Genomic DNA, 21,587 nt, shown 5'->3' on the forward strand with positions numbered 1-21,587 from the left:
CACGACGGATTTCCAAGGGCTAGGAGACTAATCTAGAGTCATCACATTTCCTGCTCTCTGTCAATGCGTAACTTCTAACAGTTTTCCAGGCTCGATTTCTAAAGTCCTGATCATGAATATGACCACCTTTAGGCGCAGGGAAGACCAAATCTTCTGGCATCGGGTTGTTGGGTTTGCGTTTGAGAAATAAGCGTTTGAGGGACTGACTGAGAAGAACCGTCCCGGTCTTTGTGTTTTTTGTTTCTTTGCGCATCCCACGATAGTAAGCTTCGCCAATCCAGACGGATGAGCAATCGTCGGCAACGTGCTTCCACTTCAGAGCGATCGCTTCCCCTGGACGACAACCCGTTCCCAGCATAAATTCAACATAATCAGCGTAATAGGCATAGTAGCGATCGGTCCGAAACCCCTGAATAATTTGCGCAATCTCCTGCGGATTAAAGGGTTTTGGGGCTTGTGTTTTGCGTACTTTGATGCGGCGCGCTAGCGCTTGCCACGGATTCGTCGGCAGCAAACTTTCTTCTATAGCCCAGTCCCAGCACGCGGCGATCAACGTGATGCGTTCTTTCACCGTTGTGGGTGAATTCGGTTGCTGAGTCGAAGGATTGATCCGAGCCGCAAACCATGCTCTAAACGCTTCGGCTTGCTCCAGCGTCACTGCAGCGGCGGCTCCTTCCTTAAAAAACTCGCGGAGACGTCTTAACGTCGCGTCGTATTTGATCAGCGTTTGAGGATAGACTTCACTTGCCTTATGCCTCATAAACTTTTGAAACAACCCTGCGACAGATAGTCCAGAGGGTTGTGAAGGCTGTTCCGGGCGATACTTATTCAATGTCGCGTCGAAAGTTGCGGTCGTGATATCGATTTCAATCTCGGTTGCTTTGCGTTCGGCTATTTTGCGATTGAGGGCTCCATCTGGCAAACCCAGGGCGAGATCATAGCGTCTCCCTTGATGGGACCAGCGTAACTTAAGCCAGCCATTACGCACTTCAATATGGACTCTTTTTCTTTTCATAAAATTGGTGCATGAGCGGTTAGGCGAACGATACCCTGATCTCATGCACCAATTTTGCACCAGTTTTGTAGGCTATTCCGGGTTTTTCTGGTCGATTCCGAGATGCTAATTGAAAATAGGGAAGCTCTAGAACCCTTGGCTGAAAACGACAAAAGCCAGTCATTGACTGGCTTTTGTGCATCGGAGCGGCGAGATTCGAACTCACGACCCCTACTACCCCAAAGTAGTGCGCTACCAAGCTGCGCTACGCCCCGATGTGCTTGCTCAGTATAGCATAAGGGCCCATTAGTCTGCAGCCCTTTACATGACTTCCTTAACAGCAGCTTGTGCCTCTCGACGTAACCCAGCAGCAATACGAAAGAGTTCTTGCCCAGTATGTAGGTAGTAGTCATCGTAATTGAGCGTGAAAAACTCTAACTGCTCAATGCCATCATCCACCTGATTAAGGCAGTAATAGAGGTGTGCTGCGACACCAGCCATGGTTTTAGGGTTAGGGAGTGAGTGAAAAATAGTTTCAGCCCGACTGAGGCGATCGCGGCAGTCCTCCAGATACTCTTGAAAATCTGCCATTAGTTGATCGTCAAAGGGATCAGCTGCGAGAGCGTCAATCTGCTCTTTCAACGGTTTGAGAATTCGCACTACTAGCTGACTCACGGGCGTATAGACCTGAGTTAGCCACTGTTTCAGGTGCTCATCCGCCTTTGGTATAGTCTGCTGCTGTTTGTAGTGACGCGCTTGGGCGGCAGCCGTTCGTTGCTGCCGATTGCCCCGTCCCGCTGAAAAACCAGCCTCTTCAAGCTGTGTCAGATACTGTAGCTGCTGATCGTAAGATTTACGATTTTCAGGATCGCCCAGTACTTCGTAGGCGGCATTGACCTTGGCAATTTGCTCGTGGTTAGCAGTTTCCCGGTTGCTGTCAGGATGAAACTGTTTGGCTAACTGACGGTATGCCTGTTTGATCTCTGCCTGTGTCGCTGTTGGAGTAACGTTTAGAGTGCGATAGTGGTCAGACCTCATGCTTCTTCTTCAGCCTTATCCTCCAAGCATGGCTGGCATATTAAGCTCAGAGTCCTGAAAGAGAGGGGTAGTGAGGTAGCGTTCACCAAAGCTGGGCTGAATCATCACAATGATCTTCCCTTCATAATCGGGGCGGCGACCCACCTGAATCGCTGCATAGAGCGCAGCACCACTAGAGATACCAGAGAGTAAGCCTTCTTCGCGAGCCAAACGCCGTCCATAGGCGATCGCATCATCATCTGAGACAGTGATGACTTCGTCGATTAGATTGACATTCAGCACAGGAGGCACAAAGCCAGCACCAATTCCCTGAATTTTGTGAGCACCTGGGCGACCACCCGATAGCACAGGACTGTTCGCAGGTTCAACCGCGATCGCCTTGAATGTCGGTTTGCGCGACTTGATCACGTCCGCAACACCGGTAATGGTTCCGCCTGTGCCGACCCCAGCAATCACGGCATCAATCTGACCATCGGTATCAGCCCAGAGCTCTTCTGCTGTCGTTTGGCGATGGATTTGAGGATTCGCTGGGTTACGAAACTGTTGAAGCATATACGCATTGGGCAACGTTTCAACAATTTGCTGTGCCCGCTGAATACAACCGCTCATACCTTCGATGCCTGGCGTCAACTCCAGCTGCGCACCGTAAGCACGTAGCATGGCTCGCCGTTCAGAACTCATTGTCTCTGGCATCGTCAAAATGAGGCTATAACCCTTTGCGGCTGCGGCCATTGCCAGGGCAATGCCTGTGTTTCCAGAGGTCGGCTCTACTAGCACCGTTTTACCGGGAGTTATGAGTCCCTCTTTTTCGGCCGCATCAATCATGCTAATGCCAATACGGTCTTTGACTGAAGCAGAAGGATTCATGCCTTCGAGTTTCACTAAAATTTGCGCGACACACCCATCTGCTTGAGGAATCCGATTTAACTGCACCAGGGGCGTACGTCCAATGAGTTCGGTGATGTTTTGAGCTACACGCATAAGTCTAGATATAGTACATAATGTCGAGCTGTCGTCTAGCGTTGCACTTTTCGCAGAGGTCTTGCAAGGTACATCGCTGCAAGACCGTGTTCGCAGCCTGGTGCGCTTCTTGCCAAGCATCCCAAATGACAGCACTTTCTACAGTTTTAGGCACAACATGGGACTCAGCCGATTGAGCCTCGGCACCCTCTAAACAATTCAGTACTTCTAAGAGATTAATTTTCCAGGGTTCACGCGCCAAGATGTAGCCTCCTTTTGCCCCTCGCTGCGATCGCACCAAGCCACACCGTCTGAGTGTAGCCAATAATTGTTCCAGGTAGCGATCGGGAATTTGCTGTTGGGCAGCAATTTGACGGATCTGTAGCGGTTCGCCACTGGTATAGTGCGCGGTTAACTCAATGAGTGCCAGAATCGCGTACTCATTTTTACTAGAAATTTCCACGGTTAACACTTAATGAACAGCAACGCGACTAATCACGCTCACACTATTATACTACGGTTCTTCACTAGGGTTTTGAGGAGACGAGAAAAATCCCCGAAGCACTCTGCGATCGCAGAGTGCTTCGGGGATTCATACACCCTAGTCAGTGGTTTAAAAACCTTCGGTTCTTCCCAACTCTCCTTAAATAGGAGAGAGCCGAACGGTCCAAAGTTCTTTTTAAGGGGGAAGGAGAGGGGTCACCATCAGACGATGAACCGAACAGAAGATTTTAAAGCACGCCTTAGAGGTGCTGTTCCTTTAGCAGCGCCTAAAACGTAAAGGTTGTCCGTAAAACACCAATGAAAACATCGTCATTAGAGTTATTGCCGGGAATGCCTGCATTTTGATTCACACTGGGCAAATAAATCACACCTGGAGTGATGGAAATGTTGTCTGTGAGCTGGTACTTGTAGAACACCTCGAAGTGATAAGCAAAATCTTGGCTTCTACTGGCAAAGGCTGGGCTTAAGTTAGCACCCGCAAAATCAGTGCCTCGCAAAGTTGGCTCTGCACCCGCTACGAGACCCAATAAGTTACCTTTTTTACCCAGATCTGGGAAGCCAACTGCAACCGCAAAATTCCAGATGTCTGCGCTACCCAAACCAATGATATTCGCATCACTGTAGCCAACCCAGCCGTTGACGATGAAACCAGGGGTCGGACGCAGCGACGCTTCAACACCGAAGGAATTGCTTTCGACTGGGAACGAGCGTCCCCGCAACAGGGAGTTGTTGTTCAAGTTCGCAAACGTTGAACCCGTACCACCCAGGTTGAAGTTGTTGCCAGCCGAGAGCGCAGCATTGTTTCGTTCGTAGCCACGCACGTAAGTAAAGCCCAGTTTGAAGCCGCCAGAGCTAAAGACTAACTGCGCCAAGGCTGAGTAGTTACCATTAAACACACCACCATCTGCTCCAGGGTTACTGGCAGTATTAGAAAGGTAACCAAGGTCAAGCTTAAAGTTGTTGCTGAACTTATAGTTAATGCCAACCCCAGCGCCCAGCGGTCCAATGCGATAGATTGGGTTGCGTTCGGCAAAGCGAGAGATTGCGTTCTGACCACCACCGTTACCCTCAAAGAGAGGATTAATGGTATCAGCGTAGTAATGATGCAGGGCACCATTGGCAAAAATGGTAGCGGTCAAGTTGCTGCCGATGGGAAAGCGGTAATCCAACACGTCTAGAAAGACACTATTACCACCGTTGTTTGAATCCGTAATTGTGCCGTCAGCCGCAGGGTTGCCACCGTCATAAGGAAGGTTCCCTTCATTGGTGCGCTGGTAGTTATTCTGCGCATTGGGAATGCTGGGATTGCTCAGCAGCCGAGTGGCATTACCAGCCTGAAGACGCACTCTCAAACGATCCTTGCCTGTAAAGCTCGTGAGCAAGTTGAGTCGAATGCGATCGTTGAAAACAGTGTTTGTGCCGCCTTGTCTGGGGTAATCACCAAACGCATCAGCGATCGTGAAAATAACTTCACCGGAGAGCTTAGTGGTCGTGGAGAATTGTTGTTTCTCCAGGGTTGCCGTGCGTGACTCTAGCGCATCAACTCGTCCGCGCAAGGTTGCCAACTCAGCCGCAAATTCTTCCTGCAGCTTTTGCAGCGCCACGAGGTCTTCTTTTTTAACCAAATCAGCAGTGCCTGCGGCAATCAGCTCGTTGATCCGATCCATGCAGGCGTTTAAGCCGGCAGCGAACTCGTACCGAGTAGTGGCGCGGTTACCGCGGTAGGTTTTATCGGGATAACCCACAATGCAACCGTAGCGTTCAACCAGCGACTGCAAAGCTTGAAACGCCCAATCAGTAGGCTTTACATCTGACAACTGTGAAACAGACGTCACCTGATTTGCTGCCGTTGCAGGCACTGTCCCTTCCGTGCCGTAAATCAAAACCTGATTTAGAGGAGCGGTTGGTGAGACGGACGTAGGCGCAGCCTCTGCCAAAAGCACTGGACTGGCGGGAAGCGCTGACAAGCTCTTGTCTGGCTGTCTTTCTATCAGGGGGTGAGCCACAGCATCCGTAGCAGTCGTCGCTTTTGCAGTCGAAGCTGTAACCACGATCGCAGACATAGCAACGGTAGCGCCCAGAAGCGCTGGAGCCGCTAATAAAGACTTCCAGATTGTTTTTGACATCATTACTTTCACACTCACACCTTAAAGACCCAAAAGCGATATACATACTGTTAAAAGCATTCCCAAAGGAACCTTTAACTAAAATAAAATCCTACACTTAATTTGTCGATAACTTTCAAAAACTCATGTGAGGATCATTTCGGCAAGCACAATATGAGCTTTTAACCCATGCTAGAGCGTAGCTAATCGGCTCTAGAGGGCTATCGCGCAGTGGCTCTAGCAGAAACATAGTTAATTCGTAAACGTTCTTATGTAAAAAAAAGCCCCGTGTGAACGGGGCTTTTTAGTTTGTCAGCTTAAGGATTGAGCTAACTAGAAGGTGAAGGTAGTGCGAAGTACGCCAACATATTGCGTTGCGTTGTTGTTGTTTCCTTCTGGATTGAAGATCACAATGAGACCTGGTGTAATCGCAATGTTGTTACTAAGTTGATAACGGTACAGGGCTTCCACATGGAACGTCGTGTCATCATCAAAGCGGCGAACGCCCGCGGTACGGAAATCGTTGCCAGTCACCTTCGCTGGGATACCCACGATAATGCCACCCAAGTTACCTTTCTTACCCAAGTCAGGGAACGCCAGGTAGACAGAACCGGTGTAGATTTCAGCTTCGTTGCTGCTCCGACCCTGATAGGCTTTGTAGTAGCCAAACCAGCCACCGACAATAAACTGAGGACTCAGACGGAAGTTTACTTGAGCACCAAAGGTGTCAACTGAGGTCGGGTTAGCTTGAAACGGAGTTGAAGCATAGGCGCTACCAGTGCTTGCAGTCACGTTAACGTTGCCGCCGGGGTAGTAAGAGCGGACGTAGGATAACGCAATTTCAAGTGGCTTGGCAGGTCTAAGGACAACTTGCCCAATGGCTGAGTAAGCACCGTTGAACAGACCGTTTTTAGGACTTGGGTCGTTGCTATCGGTATCAGTTATAACCCCACCTTGCAGACTTAAGGCAGAACCGAATTTGTAATCAAAGGTTAGACCAGCACCCGCTGCACCACTCCGAAGTGTCGAGTTGAACCGTCCAAAACGAGAGATCGCACCTGAGCCGCTGCTTGTAAAGGGGCTTAAGCTGCTAACCAGACCATCGTAAAACTCGTTCTTGGTTGCATCAATCTGCACGCGTAGATTGTCACCCAGTGGGAAACGGTAGTACAACTCATCGATCGTAAATGCATTACCGCCGCCATCATCAAAAGCGAGGCGAGTTTCGTTCGTGCCGGTGAATGCACCACTGAAAGAAGTAAAGTTAGCCGCTTGTAGACGCGTGCGCAGTCGATCCTTACCAGTAAAGCTCGTATCAAAGTTAAGACGAACACGATTAGCGAAGATGGTCTGGGTTTGATCGTCTCTCAAGCGACCTTCGTTAGCAGCGTTAACGCCTCCGAGGAAGCGATTATTACCTGTGCGGGTGGCGCGATCGCCAAAGGTATCGGCAACGGCGAAGATTACTTCAGCATTTAGCTTGGTAGTAGTCGAAAACTGCTGCTTCTCCAGGGTGGCTGTCCGGGCTTCTAGTGCATCCACACGTCCACGCAGAGTAGCCAATTCAGCCGCAAATTCTTCTTGCAACTGTTGCACAGCCAGCAAGTCTTCTTTCTTCACCAAGTCAGCGGTGCCTGCTGCAATCAACTCGTTGATCCGATCCATGCAGGCGTTCAAACCAGCCGCAAACTCGTAGCGAGACAGCGCTCGGTTACCGCGGTAGGTCTTGTCGGGATAGCCGACGATACAGCCATAGCGCTCGACCAGCGATTGTAGTGCTTGGAAGGCCCAATCGGTAGGCTTGACATCCGAAAGCTGCGAAACAGAGGTGACTTGACCGACGATGCCAGTAGAAGGTGTTCCTTCTGTGCTGTAAACAGTCATCTGGCTGAGATTTGAAGGTGTTGCTTGCGTTGCGGTCGTCGAAGCATCCGCAACAACAACAGGTTTGACTGGCAGAGATGGTGCTGCACTGACTGCACTGTCTACAGTCGGCACTTTAGCTGCAGCATCAGTCGCCTCAGCCGCATTCACAGCTGCCGTATTCACGATCGCAGACATAGCAACCGTAGCGCCCAGAAGCGCCGGAGCCGCTAATAAAGACTTCCAGATTGTTTTTGACATCATTGTTTTTACACTCACACCTTAGTACGAACGGATCGATGTACAGATAGCCCCTAGATTTCCATAGGAAGAGCCTTATCTGCTAATCCAACACATATACCGGAGACTCTTGAAGTTCGAAAACGTCCAGAATGCTTCCATATAGTACCCCAAAGACTTTCCTTTGAGGTATTACACTGTCCAGTTATCAGAGCTTGGAAACTACCTCCACCTAATTATCAGAGACAATGGTTAACAAGACTTTAAAGGAAGGCGCATTTTCTGGGGCTATTTCTAGCCTTCGCAGTCTAAAGGCAGCAAAATTTGAGTTCTTTGGCATCAAGAGTAATGTTTTGCATGACGCAACGATCGCAGAATCACTAGTAAAGATCACAAAAAAGCGCCCTCCGTTTAATGGAGAGCGCTTATGGTATCAAACGTGCTTTTTACACCTCGAAGACATTGTTCACAAATAACTAGAACGTGAAGGTCGTTCTCAGAGTACCGATGAAGATATCCTCAGTGGCGTTAGACTGACCATTGTTAATCACATAAATTACACCAGGTGTAATCGAGATGTTGTCACTCAGTTGATAGCGGTAAAACGCTTCAAAATGAATTGGTAGACCGTTTGAACCTTGACCAAACTTCTTTGCGTTGCCGAGGTAGGGTTCAACACCAGCGGTCAAACCTAGCAAGTTGCCTTTCTTGAGGAAGTCAGCAAACGCAACACCAACGCCATAGGTCCAGATTTCGCCTCTACCAACACCGTCGCCTGGTTTGTTCGCTTCGATGTACGTACCAAACGCATTAATCGAAATGGTTTTACCCAGATTTAACGAACCCGAAAGACCATAAGCGTTCAGGCTGGTAGACGTAAACTGTCTAGCTTTGCCGCCTGCTGCGTTGACGAACGCGAAGTTACCCGCAGCCGTACCCACAACTGCACCGCCACTTCCAGTGTCAAAGATGGCACCACGAGCGTAAGCGTTGACGTAGGTTGCACCAATGGAGAAGAAATCTGTCTTGTAGGCAATCTGGGCAAGCGCAGAATAACTACCGTTAAACAAACCTGCCTTGTCAGCGGGGTTGTTCGCGCCAAAGAAAGCCTGAGGAGCGTTTAGCTGTCCGCCAGTTGCACTCAAACTAGAGTTGTTCGCCAGGTACCCAAGGCTAAGCTTGAAACTGTTTGTGACATCAAAGTTTAGACCAATACCCGAACCACCACCAATGTTGTAAATGGGGTTACGTTGAGCAAAGATGGTGAGAGGACCATTACCACCATCAAAGCCCTCTAAAAGACCTGCTTGAGTGGGGGCATAGTCATATTGCAAACCAGCGAAGGCTGGGATGTAAACGCTAATTTTCTCGCCCAGTGGGAAGTAATAAGCAACCCAGTCAGCAAAGACCGAATTTCCACCAGTGCTTCCAAACTGGAACGATTGAAGACCGATACCACCAACGGAATCTTGGAACCTAAAGGGAACAAAGTTACCAGCCGCAAGACGAGTAATCAGCAAGTCTTTACCAGTAAAGCTGGTGTTGAACGCTAAACGAACCCGGTCTTGGAAGACGGTTTCATTTCTAAATGGCTGTCCAAATTCATCAGTAATGGCAAAGATAACTTCACCTGCCAATTTGGTGGTGGTGGAGAATTGCTGCTTCTCTAAAGTCGCAGTGCGAGCTTCCAAGGAATCAACACGTCCACGCAAGGTTGCCAGCTCAGCAGCAAACTCTTCTTGCAGCTTTTGCAGCACTGCCAGGTCTTCTTTCTTGACCAAATCAGCAGTACCAGCAGCGATCAGTTCGTTGACGCGATCAAGGCAAGCATTTAAACCAGCAGCAAATTCGTAGCGAGTGGTAGCGCGATTACCTCTGTAGGTTCTGTCAGGATAGCCAGCGATACAACCGTAGCGCTCGACCAACGATTGCAAGGCTTGAAACGCCCAGTCAGTTGGCTTAACGTCAGACAGTTGAGAGACAGATGTGACCTGGCTGGAATTTTGTGAGCGACCTTCACGGGTGTACCGATTGATCTGGCTCAAAGAACTATCGGCTGCTTCAGGTGCAGCTGGGGTTGCTTGCTCCGCTGGTGTAGAAGCGACTTGTACAGGCAGGCTCTTTTCCAGGCTGGCAGGACGAACGGCTGTCGTCGGTGCATTCGCTAACGCAGAAACTTCAGGAGAAGAAATCTGTGGAACAGCAGCCAGGGATAGAGGCTGTAAAGCTGATGCTTGAGGCTGAGCAACTTCGTTTGTTGCTTTAGCTTCGGCTGCAATTGCAGAGGCGGAAACCGTCAAAGCAGCAGCAAGAATTGCAGGGCTGACTAGCAGCGATTTCAAAAAAACGTTGGACATGGCTTTAATTTATTCTCCTCACACCGATATAGAACGACTGTTGGGGTCTTCTATCATTACACTCAGATCGTTGACAAGCTGACGCACTCAAGCGTAATCCAGATTAGTTGCTGACGCAAGCGTGTTTTTGTGTTTGTCACTACACTTGTAGAACATCATATCGAATCTTGGGTTTCCTGTCTCTAGCTTGCGAATTTTTATGGCTTGAGCATCAAGCGACTCCAGTAAAGCACCTAGAAGACTGGGAGTAGGTCGTAGGAACTGACAGTGACTGATAACGATTGGATCAGCTAACTGCGTCAATTCTCAAGGTAAACCAGTCTTTGAGTTGCCAGCTTATTTTTGTTGTGAGGTTTCCGTAGCAAGGGTTGGCCGATACTGGCTCCAGGGTTTTGCCGCTTCGATTTGGGCTGCCAGCGCAATGAGAGTAGCTTCGGCGGCTGGTTTACCAATCAACTGGACGCCGATCGGCAGACCGTGAGGATCGAAGCCCGCAGGAATCGTAATAACAGGTTGGCCAGTGGCGTTGAAAGGTGGACAAGGAGCAACCCAACCGATAATTTTTTCTAACGTTTTGGCCGGTCGGAGATTAGCCCACTCTCCCACACGAATGGGGGAGTGCAGATAGGTTGGCAGCACTAATACATCGACATCATCAAAGAAAGCCACAATGCGACGGGCAATGATTTGCATTTTACTGACCGCACGTAGGTATTTACCACTGGAGTGAAAGCGCGATCGATTCAGCAACCAGCGATTCATCTTGCCCAGGAAAACGAACGGGATGCCAACTTCACTCAAAACAGACTGCCAAATGATGGTAAACGGCTCAATTAAATCGCCAACGTCGGGACAACCTGGTTCCACTGTATGCCCCAGTGCCTGGAGTAGCTGCACCGTGTCTAAAACGGCTTGCTTGCAGCTAGAATCGGCTACCCCGATCGGTTCAATGGCAGTCGCAAAGGCAATGCGTAGATGACCGGGAGAGGTTTGAGCCGCTGAGAGAAAAGAAGCGGCGGGCTTCGGTAGCCAATAGGGATCACCTGTCACATAGCCGGACATCACATCCAATAAAGCGGCCGCATCGGCAACGGTACGACCGATCGGCCCACTGGTTGCAATGCCACTCAGGCGATCCCCATAGGGTGCCTGGCTCACCCGTCCCCGTGCTGGCTTGATCCCAACCAGGCCGCAGCAGGACGCGGGGCCGCGAATGGAACCACCACCGTCTGAGCCGTGAGCGATCGCGCAGAGTCCTGCTGCCAGTGCTGCGGCAGCCCCGCCACTAGACCCACCCGGCGTATAAGCGGGATTCCAGGGGTTGCGGGCAGGGGGAAAGCCATTGGGTTCGGTGTAGGGCAGTGTACCGATCTCTGACGTGGCCGTCTTACCCAAAATAATGAAGCCCGCTTGCTTAATACGGGTGACAACACCATCATCTTCGGTCGGGATGCGGTTTTTCAAAATTTTGACGCCATACGAACAGGGCAAGCCAGCCACCGCGTTCAGGTCTTTAATTGAGATGGGCACGCCAAAAAAGGGGGGCAAGTCATCAGTATTACTGCCGAGCGCCTCTGTTTTAGCTGTTGCGTCAGCGATCGCTTGTTCTGCTGCCACTGTAACGTAGCTGCCCAAGTGCCCATTCAGTTGTTCAATGCGCTGTAGGTAAAGCTCGACCAGTTCTAGCGGCGAGATTTCCCGCTGGCGCACTAACTGTGCTTGCTCCAAGGCCGGAGCGAATGCTAGATCAGTCTGGTTCATGTTACGAAACCTGCCGCAATGGTGCAGGCTGATGTCTCAGAACCTCCTCGTAGAGGCTCTCCAGATGTGTAATATTGTCGGTCAACGTGTAACGCTCCTTGACGCGTTGTCGGGCGTTTTGTCCGAGCAGCGTTGTCCAACCCGTATGTTCGCACAGTTGGGGCAGCAAGGTCTTGAGCTGAGTCGCTACACTCTGCGTCTTTAAAATGACGCCCGCTTCATCCTCCAGGACTTCGCCATCGGCGCCAGCATCCGTCGCAATGCAGGCTAGCCCACAGGCCATCGCTTCGAGGAGAGAGAGAGACAACCCTTCTACCAACGATGGCAGCACAAAAACATCGGAACCCCGCAAGATGTTGATGCGTTGCGCCTCATCAGCGATAAAACCTAGCCAGACGATGCCATGTTCAGGCCCATAGAATGGCATCAAAGAGGCTGCTAAAGAGCCGTGGTTGCCAACAATGACCAGCTTAGTACGATCGTCCAGACGACAATGCTTCCATGCTTTGAGCAGCGATTCAATGTTTTTCTCTGGCGCAATGCGTCCCTGGTAAACAAAGATACGATCGGCATCTAGCTCTGCCTTTAGGCTAGAAGGACCAGGGGAATATTTTTGAACATCGACGCCATTAGGAATCACTGCCAGCTTAGATGCTGGTACACCAAGGCGGATAAGCAGCTCTTCCTGAATGTGGGAGAAAATGATGACGCGATCGTACTTTGCCAGGAACGGAGCGTATAGCTGATACATCAGGTGTTGTGTGCCCGAGGTCAGATTACGCGGCTTGCGATCGAACGGGGGATGAAACGTCGCCACAAGCGGTATGCCTAGATCAAGACAGATTTCTGGTAACAAAAAATCTAGCGGTGACAGCGTCAGCGAAGCGTGCACTACATCAGGGTTTAGCTTATAAAGCGCCTGCGCCAGAATTTTGCTCGATTTGAAGGTTGGAATGGTGTAGATTTGCGATTTGTAGAGAAACGGAATCGAAATCTCCTGGAAGTCAGGCCAGTTATCGGGGGGCGGCTCTGCCTGAGCAAAATGAAAAAAGCTGACCTGATGACCTCGATCCAGCAGTGCATTGGTCACTTCTCGACCATAAGTGACGTTGCCGCAGAAAGGCGACTTTTTTCCGAGCCAGGCGATATGCATTCAGGGTCTCAAACGAAAGGGAAGGGGTAGGGTGATTAACGGTCAGTCGTTAGGGAGCCACTGGCATCAGTCCACCAAACCGCAACCGTACAGCCTACTAACGCTGGTTTAAACCTGTACGGGAAATATACCAGGTTAAGACCCCTCCTGCGACGACCAAAACCGCAAGACTAAGAAAAACGATGCGCAAGCCAAAGAACGTCTCGGCGACACCCGCCAGCGCCAGAGGCAAACTGAGCGCAATATTGATCGCATTATTTTGTAGCCCAAACACCTTACCTCGCATCGCTTCCGGCGTTTCTTCTTGAATGGCGGTTTGCATGGGTACACCCACGATCGCCGCAAAACCACCAAGCGCCGCAATGAGCAGTAGTGTTGGCACTAGCCGCGTCACCGAGAGGGAAATTCCAACCAGGGAAGCTGCCATACCCAGGGAACCAAACAGGCTAAGTTGCGCATGTTGAAACCGTTGCCCAAACTGCCCAATCAGCGTTGCCCCGATCGCCATGCCGACCCCACCCATCGCCAGCAAAAAGCCGAACTGAGAGGATTTAATCTCTGGCGTCACCTCTGCCAGTCGTACCGAAAGTACAGCCAGCGCCGCGAAGACCGAGAAGAGAATGACCAGTTGAATCAGGGCACTTCGCACCCGACCCTGCTCTGCCAGAAACCGTAAGCCGTCGCGGATGTCTTGCCAAACATGCGGCGTTTCAACGGTAGACTCTACGCCTTCAGCATTGACGGCTGCTACCGTACGGCTTTTTTCACCCGTTTTGAGCAACAGCAGAATGATTCCCGCGATCGTATAACCACTGGCAACAACCAATTCTTTACCCAACCCGATCGCCGTCAAACCGAACTGACTGATCAAGGTGTCTGCCAGAGCGAGTAGCGGTTCACCCACCGCGAACCCAATAATCACCGATGCCATCATGGTGGTGGTGTAAAGAGAATTCGCAGAGAGCAGATGTCGCCGTTCAACCACTAGCGGTAAGGTGGATTGTTCTGCTGGCGCAAAAAACTGGGTCAGCGTCGAAACGAAAAAGGTGATGCCAAGAAGCACACAGAACCCGACTGGCAAGCCTGCCAGTGGTGACCAACCCTTGGACAACCAGAGCAACGGTGGCAGCGCAAAAACCAGCCCGCCGCGCAAGAGATTGGTCAGTACAAGCACTGTTTTTTTAGACCAGCGGTCAACAAACACACCCGCGATCGAGCCAAACAACACGGCTGGAATCGTAAAGGCAATCATGATGGATGACACCCAGCCGCTGATGGACTGGTCACCGCTCTGGAAACGGCTGGCAATGAGTGCAATCATCAGCACCAGATAAACCTTGTCTGCCAGTTGCGAAAAAACCTGACCGCTCCACAAGGTTAAAAAATTGCGATTCTTCAGAACCGGAAAGAAACCCCGCTCTGGTTCAGGCTCCTGACCATTAGCCTGACCGTTGGTTTGAGCAAGATTGACTGCTTTTGATTCATCTATGGTCATGACGACCGGACTCTGACCATGCCCATTTTGATGTAGTGACTCTAAAGCTGATGATGGTAAGGCTTTAGCATCTGGCTGGTCAGACACACCTTGCTCCACTGCGGGCATTGGTGAGGGAGCCGCCTCACTATTAAAAATATCCTCTGCCAATCTCGGTCGATAAGCATCCTGGCTGTTCGTTGGTTCCATCGAAGCGTCTGACGGAGGGAACCCCCGCTTTGTTTTCAAGGCGTCAGCTTCTACCTTACGCGACTTGTCGTTGATATTTTCACCTGTGTTGGTCGGATTCAAAGACAACATCACCGTTGCTTCCAGGTCAGAGTTGGACAATCGCATCATAGCTTGAAGAGGTGTTTGAAGAGCTTGAAGACATTAGGCCGATTCGGGAGTCGCAAAGCAGGCATCAATGAGACTAGCAGAGCGGATTGGGCGATCGAGGTAATACTGAGCATACGATCGCAGCGCCTGTTCAACCGATTGCCACAGGCGATCAAGCGTGCGCTGAGAACACTCGCCTGGCTGGATGCGGGCCAGCAAGGCCTCTGGTTCAGGCAATTCTGCGTCAGCAAGGTATTGCAAAAGCATCAGTTCAGGAGCAGACAGCCGCCGATGCAACCCTGCACTTGAGCTGCTTGAAAACGCAGATGCGTTGGCTTGCCTCTCATCTTCTATAGTCATTGTGGCGTCTCCCGCCTGTACTGGAGGCAGTGCTGCTGCTGAGGCTTCCGAAACTCGATGCCGACGCAACGGTCGTTTTTCAGCAAGCAACCGCTCCAGCGTTGCCGGAGTAACAGTTCCGCCCGCTGGAATACTAAAGCCGACGCGCCAATTGCGATCGGTCAAATCGGGGGGCAACAGCTGGCGCGTCACGCAGCAAAGATGCACTTGGGGTGCGACCCCTGCCAATACCAGCAGTTGAAAAACCGCGTGGGTTAAATGAGCCAGCACTTGTGAAGTCGGCGATCGCTCCAGTCGTGCTAGATGTTCGTTAAGCAAGCAAAACAGTTCTTCCTGCGGTTGTTCGCTCAAGGCTTGATGAAGGCACAGTTCTGCAAGATACTGGCTCGCAATCAGCTTCTTTAAATCCTGCCCCAACCGTGGATAAGACTCTAGCGTTTCTGCCTGTGTAATTTTGTCGAGCGATCGTCCTTTGGCAATCAGCAGCTCATTCACCACAAACAGTTCGCTGCGTCCACCCAGTCGTGAGTTGTGCTTCCGCGACCCCATGGCGATCGCCCGTACCAAGCCAAATTCGCGCGTCAAAATGGTTAGCAGCCGATCAGACTCACCCATGGGCATGCTTTTGAGATTGATTCCAGTAGCTTTGTAAGTGCGGCTCATGAAAAAGAAGTGAGGGAATGGGGAGGCAGAGAATGAGGGGAAGAGTTTTAAGTTGATGTTGGCCACTGACTGCTGACGCCTGCTGTCTAACGTATTGCGAGACCTTCTCGCTCTCGGATCAACTCGGGGCCACGAGATGTTCCCAACCGAGTAGCTCCAGCCATAATCAACTCTAACGCTTGCTCCACCGTGCGGATGCCTCCAGAAGCCTTAATACCCACTCTGTCTTTGGTTACTTCTTTCAGTAAGCGGACATCGGCAACCGTCGCGCCTCCATACAAGCCTGTACTTGTCTTCAAGAACGCAGCACCTGCCTCCATGCACACTTCAGCCGCTTGCCGCTTTTCGCCATCAGTCAGCAAAGCGGTTTCTAAAATGGCTTTGATGGTCTGGCCCGTCGCATCATAGATTTCAGCGATTTCGCGATGCACCGCATCCATTTGCCCCGCTTTCAACCAGCCAAGGTTAATCACAACATCTAATTCTGTTGCGCCATGCTCGACTGCCTCTTGGGCTTCATAGAGTTTTACAGCTGAGGTGGTAGCACCATAAGGGAAGCCAATCACAGTACAGACCTTAGGTTTCTTACCATGCAGCGCAGCGGCAGCTTGCCGTACGTAGGTTGGATGGATGCAAACAGCCGCAAAGTTAAATTGGTCTGCATCCGCGCACCATTGCTCGACCTGCTCTAGCGTAGCCGTTGGGCTTAGCAACGCATGATCAATAAAGGGAGCAAGATCAATGTCTGAACTCGATCGCTTTGCCATAAGAACCTCTCGAAACGCGTTAATGATTTTGCAGTTTATTTGATTGTCAGCAAGCTCAAACCAAAAAGTGTCGTAATGCTCAATGAGCCAGTGAGAAACATCAGCGATCGCCCAATAGGCACATTCAGGATGTAAAAAACAGGGTAGAGCAGTCGAGCAATGACGTAGGCGATCGCAGCCCAGCCTGCCAGCGCTGATTGTTGCCCAGTGATATACGCCATTAGCGCCGCAGCGGCAAACAGCACAAAGGACTCAAAGGCATTTGCATGTGCCCACGTAGCTCTCTGAGCATAGGCAGGCAGCTTGTCAAAGAGCGATCGCGGCGCTGCCATGTCATACCCAGCCTTGAGGCGACCATAGCCGACCACCAGAAACGGTAGATAAACTAGTGCGGCCGCCGCCGCAATGGCATACAGCAGGAGGGTTTGGGAAGGAATTGGTAAAAGTGGCAATGAGATCATACGCGGCTCGTAATGATTGCTGCGCCAGTTCAAGGTGCTTGTTCAACGGATGGATCATTCCAGACGCGATCGCATCACACGTGGCAATCTCCATTATCGCGTTACCCGCACGCAGAAGAACCTAAATCCAGCCTGACTCTTTGAGATTAATGTTGCTTGTTGAACGCTTTGAGTAAAATCTAGAGAGATGGTGGTTCATGACCTGGGAATGGTATGGAAAGGCAGCAACATCAGCACAGGGCAAAGCAGCCGCGACCATCGCTATCAACGCGATCGCGCCAGCCGGTACAAACCTCAAAAGCCGCATTCAGCCTCAGTTGGTCTGGGTGGGCTCTAGCGTTAGTGATATTAGGCAGCGTATGGGTTGTTGTGGTTATCATCGCCGTCACAGCTGTCAGTGGTTTGCTGAGTCCGAATGCATCTAGTCCCAATGCATCTAATGGCAATCAAGTCTCAGGGGCCGCAACGATTCGGGAGACCACTCAAACAGCGACAAACAGTCATGCTCGTATTCCACTGTGGCTCTTCGGGGCGATCGCACTCAGCTGTGCAGCAGGTTCGCTGCTTGTCTCCAAGCAAGCCAATCGTCCGCCGCGTCCTCGCAAGAGCATCAAGATCAAGCCGTTAACGTCTTATCCTGTAACGACAGCAATACAACCAACGATAGCCATACAGCCACCATCGCCTTCCACATCGCGACCCCAGCCACAGCCTGGAGTAGTACCATCGTTTGTACTGAATCCACGGCAGGTACAACATCCTGCTAAGACTGCTAGGCCGTCTATAGCTCCTCCTACTCTTATGCAATTGGCGCATCAAGAGTTTCAGTCGGCTACTGGGCAAGCGACTGATGTGCCAGTCACCGTCGTCCCCTCTGAAGACAAGCATCCCCTCGATTGGGGCGAAGCCAGCCTGGCAGATCAGCTGGATATCCGTAAGCGGCGATCGATTTCGTCGTTGCTCTAATCTTTTTTGGCTTTTAGGAATTTGCAGACTAGTAGTCTCACAGCTTAGGGACTATTGCAGTGCAATGCCCCTACCAGAATTCGTGATTGACGAGTGCTGTAACCACCCCTTACTTGAGCGCCAGCGTCGATCGCCAATCCCGAATTGCCGCCTCAGACCACAGCCAATTTTTTGCGAGTTCTTCGGGCTGAAAGTTGACCGGGTCATCAGCCAATACTTTTTGGCGGAGCTTAATCGCTTCGTTTTGCAACTTAGCCTGTTGAGTGGGTGGTTGGTTGGCAGCCGACTTTGCTGCTACCAGAGCGAGCCCAGCATAAGCAGTCAGAGCTTGTGACGGTGAAGGCGTGTTTGCCTGTACTGCAGTGACCTGGTTGCTCTGAGCACCTTCCGACCTCAGTGCCTGCAGCCATGTGCGACTGGCACGATCGACATTCCCTTCGGTGTAGTAAGCAAAGCCCAATGCAGTCTGATGTTCAGCACTAGGGTTTTGCTTGACAGCCGTTTCCCAATATCGACGCGCATCACCAACGCTGTAATCCTTGTTGCCGACCTTGATGAACTCCCACACAAGACGACCCATCAGGAAGTTAACGGTTGAGTTATCCGACCGGCGACTGAGAACAGGGGTGAGGACTGCGGCAGTCTGCGTGAGTGCGCCGCGATCAAGCAGGGTTTCGATCGCCGCTTGAGCATCCGTAATTTTGCCCTGATTGAGTTGCTCTGCTGCCAAAGCAGCAACCACATTAGTACTGACCCGCTTCAAATCACCAGCCGTGTTGACTTTGTCAAAGGCCGACTCAGATGGCGGTAACTGAGGTGTGCTGGGCAACCAGCGATCGCGGAAAACCCAGGTGCCAAACATCAGCGTTGCGACCAAGCCAACGCCAACCCACAGGAACGGCTGGCGGTGCCAAAGAGGCTTGCCACGAGCAATAGACTGCACAGAGGCACCAGAGGCCGCTAGTCGAAGACTGTTATCGGCATAATCAAGCGCTGCGACTTGTCCGCCACCCCGACGGTAAGCTGGTGCACCCTCTAACAGGGCTTGCTTTGCTTCCCCCAAATTGCCCTGGCGCAGGAGCGTAGCTTCTAAGTTTCGCTTGGCGCTAGTGAGGCTAGGGTCAAGCTGAATGGCATAGTCGTAAGCGCGCGCAGCCTCGCTGAGATTGCCCTGTTGGTAGAGAGCCAACCCCAGCTGGTTGTGCGCCTCGGCTAAAGTCGGATCGATTCGTAAGGCTTGATGGTAGGCGGCAACGGCTTCTGCAACATAGCCTTGCTGGTTTAACGCCACGCCTAAACTGTAGTAGGCGTGGGCGTCATTGGGGTTGTCTCGTACGGCTTGATGGCAGTTGGCGATCGCCTCCGTGAGCTTACCCGTATCGGCCAGCATCCTTGCAAGGTCTGCATACACCTCAACTTCGCTAGCCTCAACTGCCGTAGATGTCAGCGCGCCTCCAGGCTGTACAGGCTCTGCCTCAGAAACATCAGAGGTAGTTTCAGAAGCAGCAAATTCGTTTGGATAGTCAGGCAGAATCAAATAATCGTCTGCCTTGAAGGTGTATTCAGCTTCGGGCAGGAGGTTTTCTGAGGGGGATGCTGGTAGAAGATGCTCGTCATCGGCAACATCAGCCGTTGTCCCATGTGATAGCTGATTCACCAGATGGGCAACGGTCTCCATATCGCTTTGGTACTCTGGATCGTCAAATTCCAAGGCTTCTAAAGCATTAGACTCATCGACATCCTTACCCTCACGTAGGTTCACCAGCGTTTTCGTTTCGGTGAAAGGAATTTCAGGTTCAGTGGACTCGATCGGTTGAGCATCTGTCTCGTTTGCTGACTCACTTAAACCATCCAGCGACTGAAGATTGCCATCAAACTCTGGATGGAGATAAAGGATCGGCAGTGCCCAGTACAGCTGATTCGAACTGTAAGAGGACACCAAGCCCTGACGAGCGCGGTTTAAACTGAGGTCAACCGGGTAGGCTTGCTTCAAATTGCGGTAGAACAAGCGACTCAAATTCAGCGCTACGTCATCCGGGATACGCTCTGCCATTGCCAGCACGGCCGGGATACCACGTTTGACCAATGCTTCCGCCAGATTGCCATCGCCTGTCTCACTGAGAACCTCGGTCGTGGCGGTGTAGACGCCTCGACAGGAATTAAAGACCGCCATGCGAATCCCATTATTGACTAGAAGACCCGCCAGATCATCACCACTCAAGGTCTCAGTCAGCCCCGTTTTGCTGCTCACCAAGTAGAGCTTGCCGCCAGCGGTTCCCAGGTTGCTATGGCCTGCATAGTGCAGCACATGGTAATGATTGTGTTCGAGGGCTTGCGTGAGCTGCTCGCGTCCAGGTTGCTCTAAAATCGTCAGCTGAACGTCTGAGTTGCGCCCCTTACTGCCCTTACTGCCATTGCGGTTGCCATTTTGCACAGTGTCTTGCAGTTCTTGCTGGAGATGCAGGGCTTCCTGTTTGAGCGCCAGCATCTCCTGATCAGTGGGTGCTGCCAACACCATGAGAATTTTCAGCGGCTGATGGGCATCGATCGCACTGGTGGCTTGAAATTGCAGCAGCGATGCCATCGCTGCAAAACTGGAGTGATAGCGTGAAAAGACCACATCGGTGCCTGTGGCAATCGGGCGATCGCCAGCATGTAACACTTCCCACGGTAGGCGCGGCAGGCGCGTATCTTTCAGCCCCAAGCGCAAACGCAGCACTTCCTGGCGGTGCTGGGCGATACCCTGGGCAGTCATCCAACTGTCGCGAATGGTGCCTTGAAACAACGCATTATAAAGCTGTTGACCAAGCGCCACCAGGGTTCCTTGCGCTTCGGGTGGTTGCTCAGAAGGCGATGTTGATGTTTCTGCAAACGAATGGAGAATGTCACCCCGCAGAAGCCCTTGCAGAGGGTCATTCATGAGGAAACTTGCCTGAGTCAGCCACTCGTCAACGGGCCAGGTAACCTGCTCTTCCGCCAAAGGCACGCCTGGCGCTACCCGTTCAGTACGTACAAGGTAGTCGTCTTCCCCTATCGGAGTCACAGAAATATGAAATTCCTGGGTCACAGCTATTCTCCAGAAGACTATAGATGCAATCCCCTGGTTGTCTAAATTACGATCGCATGGGTGCTACCCTTCTTAATCAACGATCGAACGTCGGCATCAGGGGAAATAATTGTGATCTTGATCATGTTCACTCGTGTTTAGGTTGCCCGACTAAGACAGTGGCAACGCTATCGCTTCAGTTTTTGATGAGAAGTGACTTGATGAGAAGTGACTTGATAACGATTAGCTTCAGGAACCGGACTAACAATTTCGGTAAATGCACTGAGTGAGTAAACTCGACTTTATTAAGTCTTATTGATCATGACATGGGCTACTCATGCGGACGTGCCGCAGTAGAAAAAGTTACCGAAACTTCAAACAGTTTCCGAATCTCTTTAAGGAATCAGCGTAAAGTGATCTAGAACCGTGATTGTGCACCCAAAAGTAACGCTCGTGCCTGTGTACCGGCTTCGCATACCGAAGGCAGCGTTCTCGGTTCAGACCATCGCGTTGATCGGATTAGTCTCATTCTAGGG

At 51.2% G+C, this 21,587-nt stretch carries 15 protein-coding genes and 1 tRNA gene; 1 reads left to right on the forward strand and 15 read right to left on the reverse strand.

The window, feature by feature from the left end; all coding sequences use genetic code 11:
- Positions 1 to 19: 19 nt before the first annotated feature.
- The 14 genes from C7B82_RS14165 to C7B82_RS14235 form a co-directional block, all read right to left on the reverse strand.
- Positions 20 to 1,015, reverse strand: coding sequence for a tyrosine-type recombinase/integrase (locus C7B82_RS14165; protein WP_181357499.1), 996 nt, complete (start codon positions 1,013 to 1,015; stop codon positions 20 to 22).
- A 180-nt stretch (positions 1,016 to 1,195) separates the two neighbouring features.
- Positions 1,196 to 1,269 (reverse strand) — tRNA-Pro (locus C7B82_RS14170).
- A gap of 46 nt (positions 1,270 to 1,315) precedes the next feature.
- Positions 1,316 to 2,032: a DnaJ domain-containing protein gene (locus C7B82_RS14175; protein WP_106256940.1), complete on the reverse strand. Its 717-nt coding sequence runs from the start codon at positions 2,030 to 2,032 to the stop codon at positions 1,316 to 1,318.
- Positions 2,033 to 2,047: 15 nt separating this feature from the next.
- Positions 2,048 to 3,013 (reverse strand): cysteine synthase A, encoded by a 966-nt coding sequence (gene cysK, locus C7B82_RS14180; protein ID WP_106256941.1) that lies wholly within the window; start codon positions 3,011 to 3,013, stop codon positions 2,048 to 2,050.
- A 4-nt stretch (positions 3,014 to 3,017) separates the two neighbouring features.
- On the reverse strand, positions 3,018 to 3,455 hold the full coding sequence (locus tag C7B82_RS14185) for an Rrf2 family transcriptional regulator (RefSeq protein WP_106257119.1): 438 nt from the start codon (positions 3,453 to 3,455) through the stop codon (positions 3,018 to 3,020).
- A 307-nt stretch (positions 3,456 to 3,762) separates the two neighbouring features.
- Positions 3,763 to 5,622, reverse strand: coding sequence for an iron uptake porin (locus C7B82_RS14190; RefSeq protein WP_106256942.1), 1,860 nt, complete (start codon positions 5,620 to 5,622; stop codon positions 3,763 to 3,765).
- Positions 5,623 to 5,934: 312 nt separating this feature from the next.
- Positions 5,935 to 7,725, reverse strand: coding sequence for an iron uptake porin (locus C7B82_RS14195; RefSeq protein WP_106256943.1), 1,791 nt, complete (start codon positions 7,723 to 7,725; stop codon positions 5,935 to 5,937).
- 455 nt (positions 7,726 to 8,180) lie between these two features.
- On the reverse strand, positions 8,181 to 10,061 hold the full coding sequence (locus tag C7B82_RS14205; RefSeq protein WP_106256945.1) for an iron uptake porin: 1,881 nt from the start codon (positions 10,059 to 10,061) through the stop codon (positions 8,181 to 8,183).
- A gap of 336 nt (positions 10,062 to 10,397) precedes the next feature.
- Positions 10,398 to 11,822 (reverse strand): amidase, encoded by a 1,425-nt coding sequence (locus C7B82_RS14210; protein ID WP_106256946.1) that lies wholly within the window; start codon positions 11,820 to 11,822, stop codon positions 10,398 to 10,400.
- Between the two features lies 1 nt (position 11,823).
- Positions 11,824 to 12,975, reverse strand: coding sequence for a glycosyltransferase family 4 protein (locus tag C7B82_RS14215; protein WP_106256947.1), 1,152 nt, complete (start codon positions 12,973 to 12,975; stop codon positions 11,824 to 11,826).
- Positions 12,976 to 13,072: 97 nt separating this feature from the next.
- Positions 13,073 to 14,809 carry an MFS transporter gene (locus C7B82_RS14220; RefSeq protein WP_245939897.1) on the reverse strand — a complete coding sequence of 579 codons (1,737 nt, stop codon included), beginning with the start codon at positions 14,807 to 14,809 and terminating at the stop codon, positions 13,073 to 13,075.
- Positions 14,810 to 14,842: 33 nt separating this feature from the next.
- Positions 14,843 to 15,811 (reverse strand): DNA repair protein RecO, encoded by a 969-nt coding sequence (recO, locus tag C7B82_RS14225; protein ID WP_106256948.1) that lies wholly within the window; start codon positions 15,809 to 15,811, stop codon positions 14,843 to 14,845.
- A gap of 86 nt (positions 15,812 to 15,897) precedes the next feature.
- Entirely contained in the window at positions 15,898 to 16,578 is a 681-nt protein-coding gene (gene deoC, locus C7B82_RS14230; protein WP_106256949.1) for a deoxyribose-phosphate aldolase, read from the reverse strand.
- 35 nt (positions 16,579 to 16,613) lie between these two features.
- On the reverse strand, positions 16,614 to 17,039 hold the full coding sequence (locus tag C7B82_RS14235; RefSeq protein ID WP_106257121.1) for an MAPEG family protein: 426 nt from the start codon (positions 17,037 to 17,039) through the stop codon (positions 16,614 to 16,616).
- Positions 17,040 to 17,252: 213 nt separating this feature from the next.
- On the opposite strand from C7B82_RS14235, the gene C7B82_RS14240 reads away from it, so the two are divergent.
- Positions 17,253 to 18,005 (forward strand): hypothetical protein, encoded by a 753-nt coding sequence (locus tag C7B82_RS14240; protein WP_181357500.1) that lies wholly within the window; start codon positions 17,253 to 17,255, stop codon positions 18,003 to 18,005.
- Between the two features lie 109 nt (positions 18,006 to 18,114).
- On the opposite strand, the gene C7B82_RS14245 is transcribed toward C7B82_RS14240, so the two are convergent.
- Entirely contained in the window at positions 18,115 to 21,072 is a 2,958-nt protein-coding gene (locus C7B82_RS14245; protein WP_106256951.1) for a CHAT domain-containing protein, read from the reverse strand.
- Positions 21,073 to 21,587: the final 515 nt, after the last annotated feature.

The organism is Stenomitos frigidus ULC18, from assembly GCF_003003795.1.
GTDB classification, from domain to species: Bacteria; Cyanobacteriota; Cyanobacteriia; order Leptolyngbyales; family Leptolyngbyaceae; genus Stenomitos; species Stenomitos frigidus_A.

Bases quoted from the DNA above. Each gene is read 5' to 3' on its own strand.
- C7B82_RS14165 (WP_181357499.1), bottom strand. From the start codon at position 1,015: ATGAAAAGAAAAAGAGTCCATATTGAAGTGCGTAATGGCTGGCTTAAG.
- C7B82_RS14175 (WP_106256940.1), bottom strand. From the start codon at position 2,032: ATGAGGTCTGACCACTATCGCACTCTAAACGTTACTCCAACAGCGACA.
- cysK (WP_106256941.1), bottom strand. From the start codon at position 3,013: ATGCGTGTAGCTCAAAACATCACCGAACTCATTGGACGTACGCCCCTG.
- C7B82_RS14190 (WP_106256942.1), bottom strand. From the start codon at position 5,622: ATGTCAAAAACAATCTGGAAGTCTTTATTAGCGGCTCCAGCGCTTCTG.
- C7B82_RS14195 (WP_106256943.1), bottom strand. From the start codon at position 7,725: ATGTCAAAAACAATCTGGAAGTCTTTATTAGCGGCTCCGGCGCTTCTG.
- C7B82_RS14205 (WP_106256945.1), bottom strand. From the start codon at position 10,061: ATGTCCAACGTTTTTTTGAAATCGCTGCTAGTCAGCCCTGCAATTCTT.
- C7B82_RS14210 (WP_106256946.1), bottom strand. From the start codon at position 11,822: ATGAACCAGACTGATCTAGCATTCGCTCCGGCCTTGGAGCAAGCACAG.
- C7B82_RS14215 (WP_106256947.1), bottom strand. From the start codon at position 12,975: ATGCATATCGCCTGGCTCGGAAAAAAGTCGCCTTTCTGCGGCAACGTC.
- C7B82_RS14220 (WP_245939897.1), bottom strand. From the start codon at position 14,809: ATGATGCGATTGTCCAACTCTGACCTGGAAGCAACGGTGATGTTGTCT.
- recO (WP_106256948.1), bottom strand. From the start codon at position 15,811: ATGAGCCGCACTTACAAAGCTACTGGAATCAATCTCAAAAGCATGCCC.
- deoC (WP_106256949.1), bottom strand. From the start codon at position 16,578: ATGGCAAAGCGATCGAGTTCAGACATTGATCTTGCTCCCTTTATTGAT.
- C7B82_RS14235 (WP_106257121.1), bottom strand. From the start codon at position 17,039: ATGATCTCATTGCCACTTTTACCAATTCCTTCCCAAACCCTCCTGCTG.
- C7B82_RS14240 (WP_181357500.1), top strand. From the start codon at position 17,253: ATGGAAAGGCAGCAACATCAGCACAGGGCAAAGCAGCCGCGACCATCG.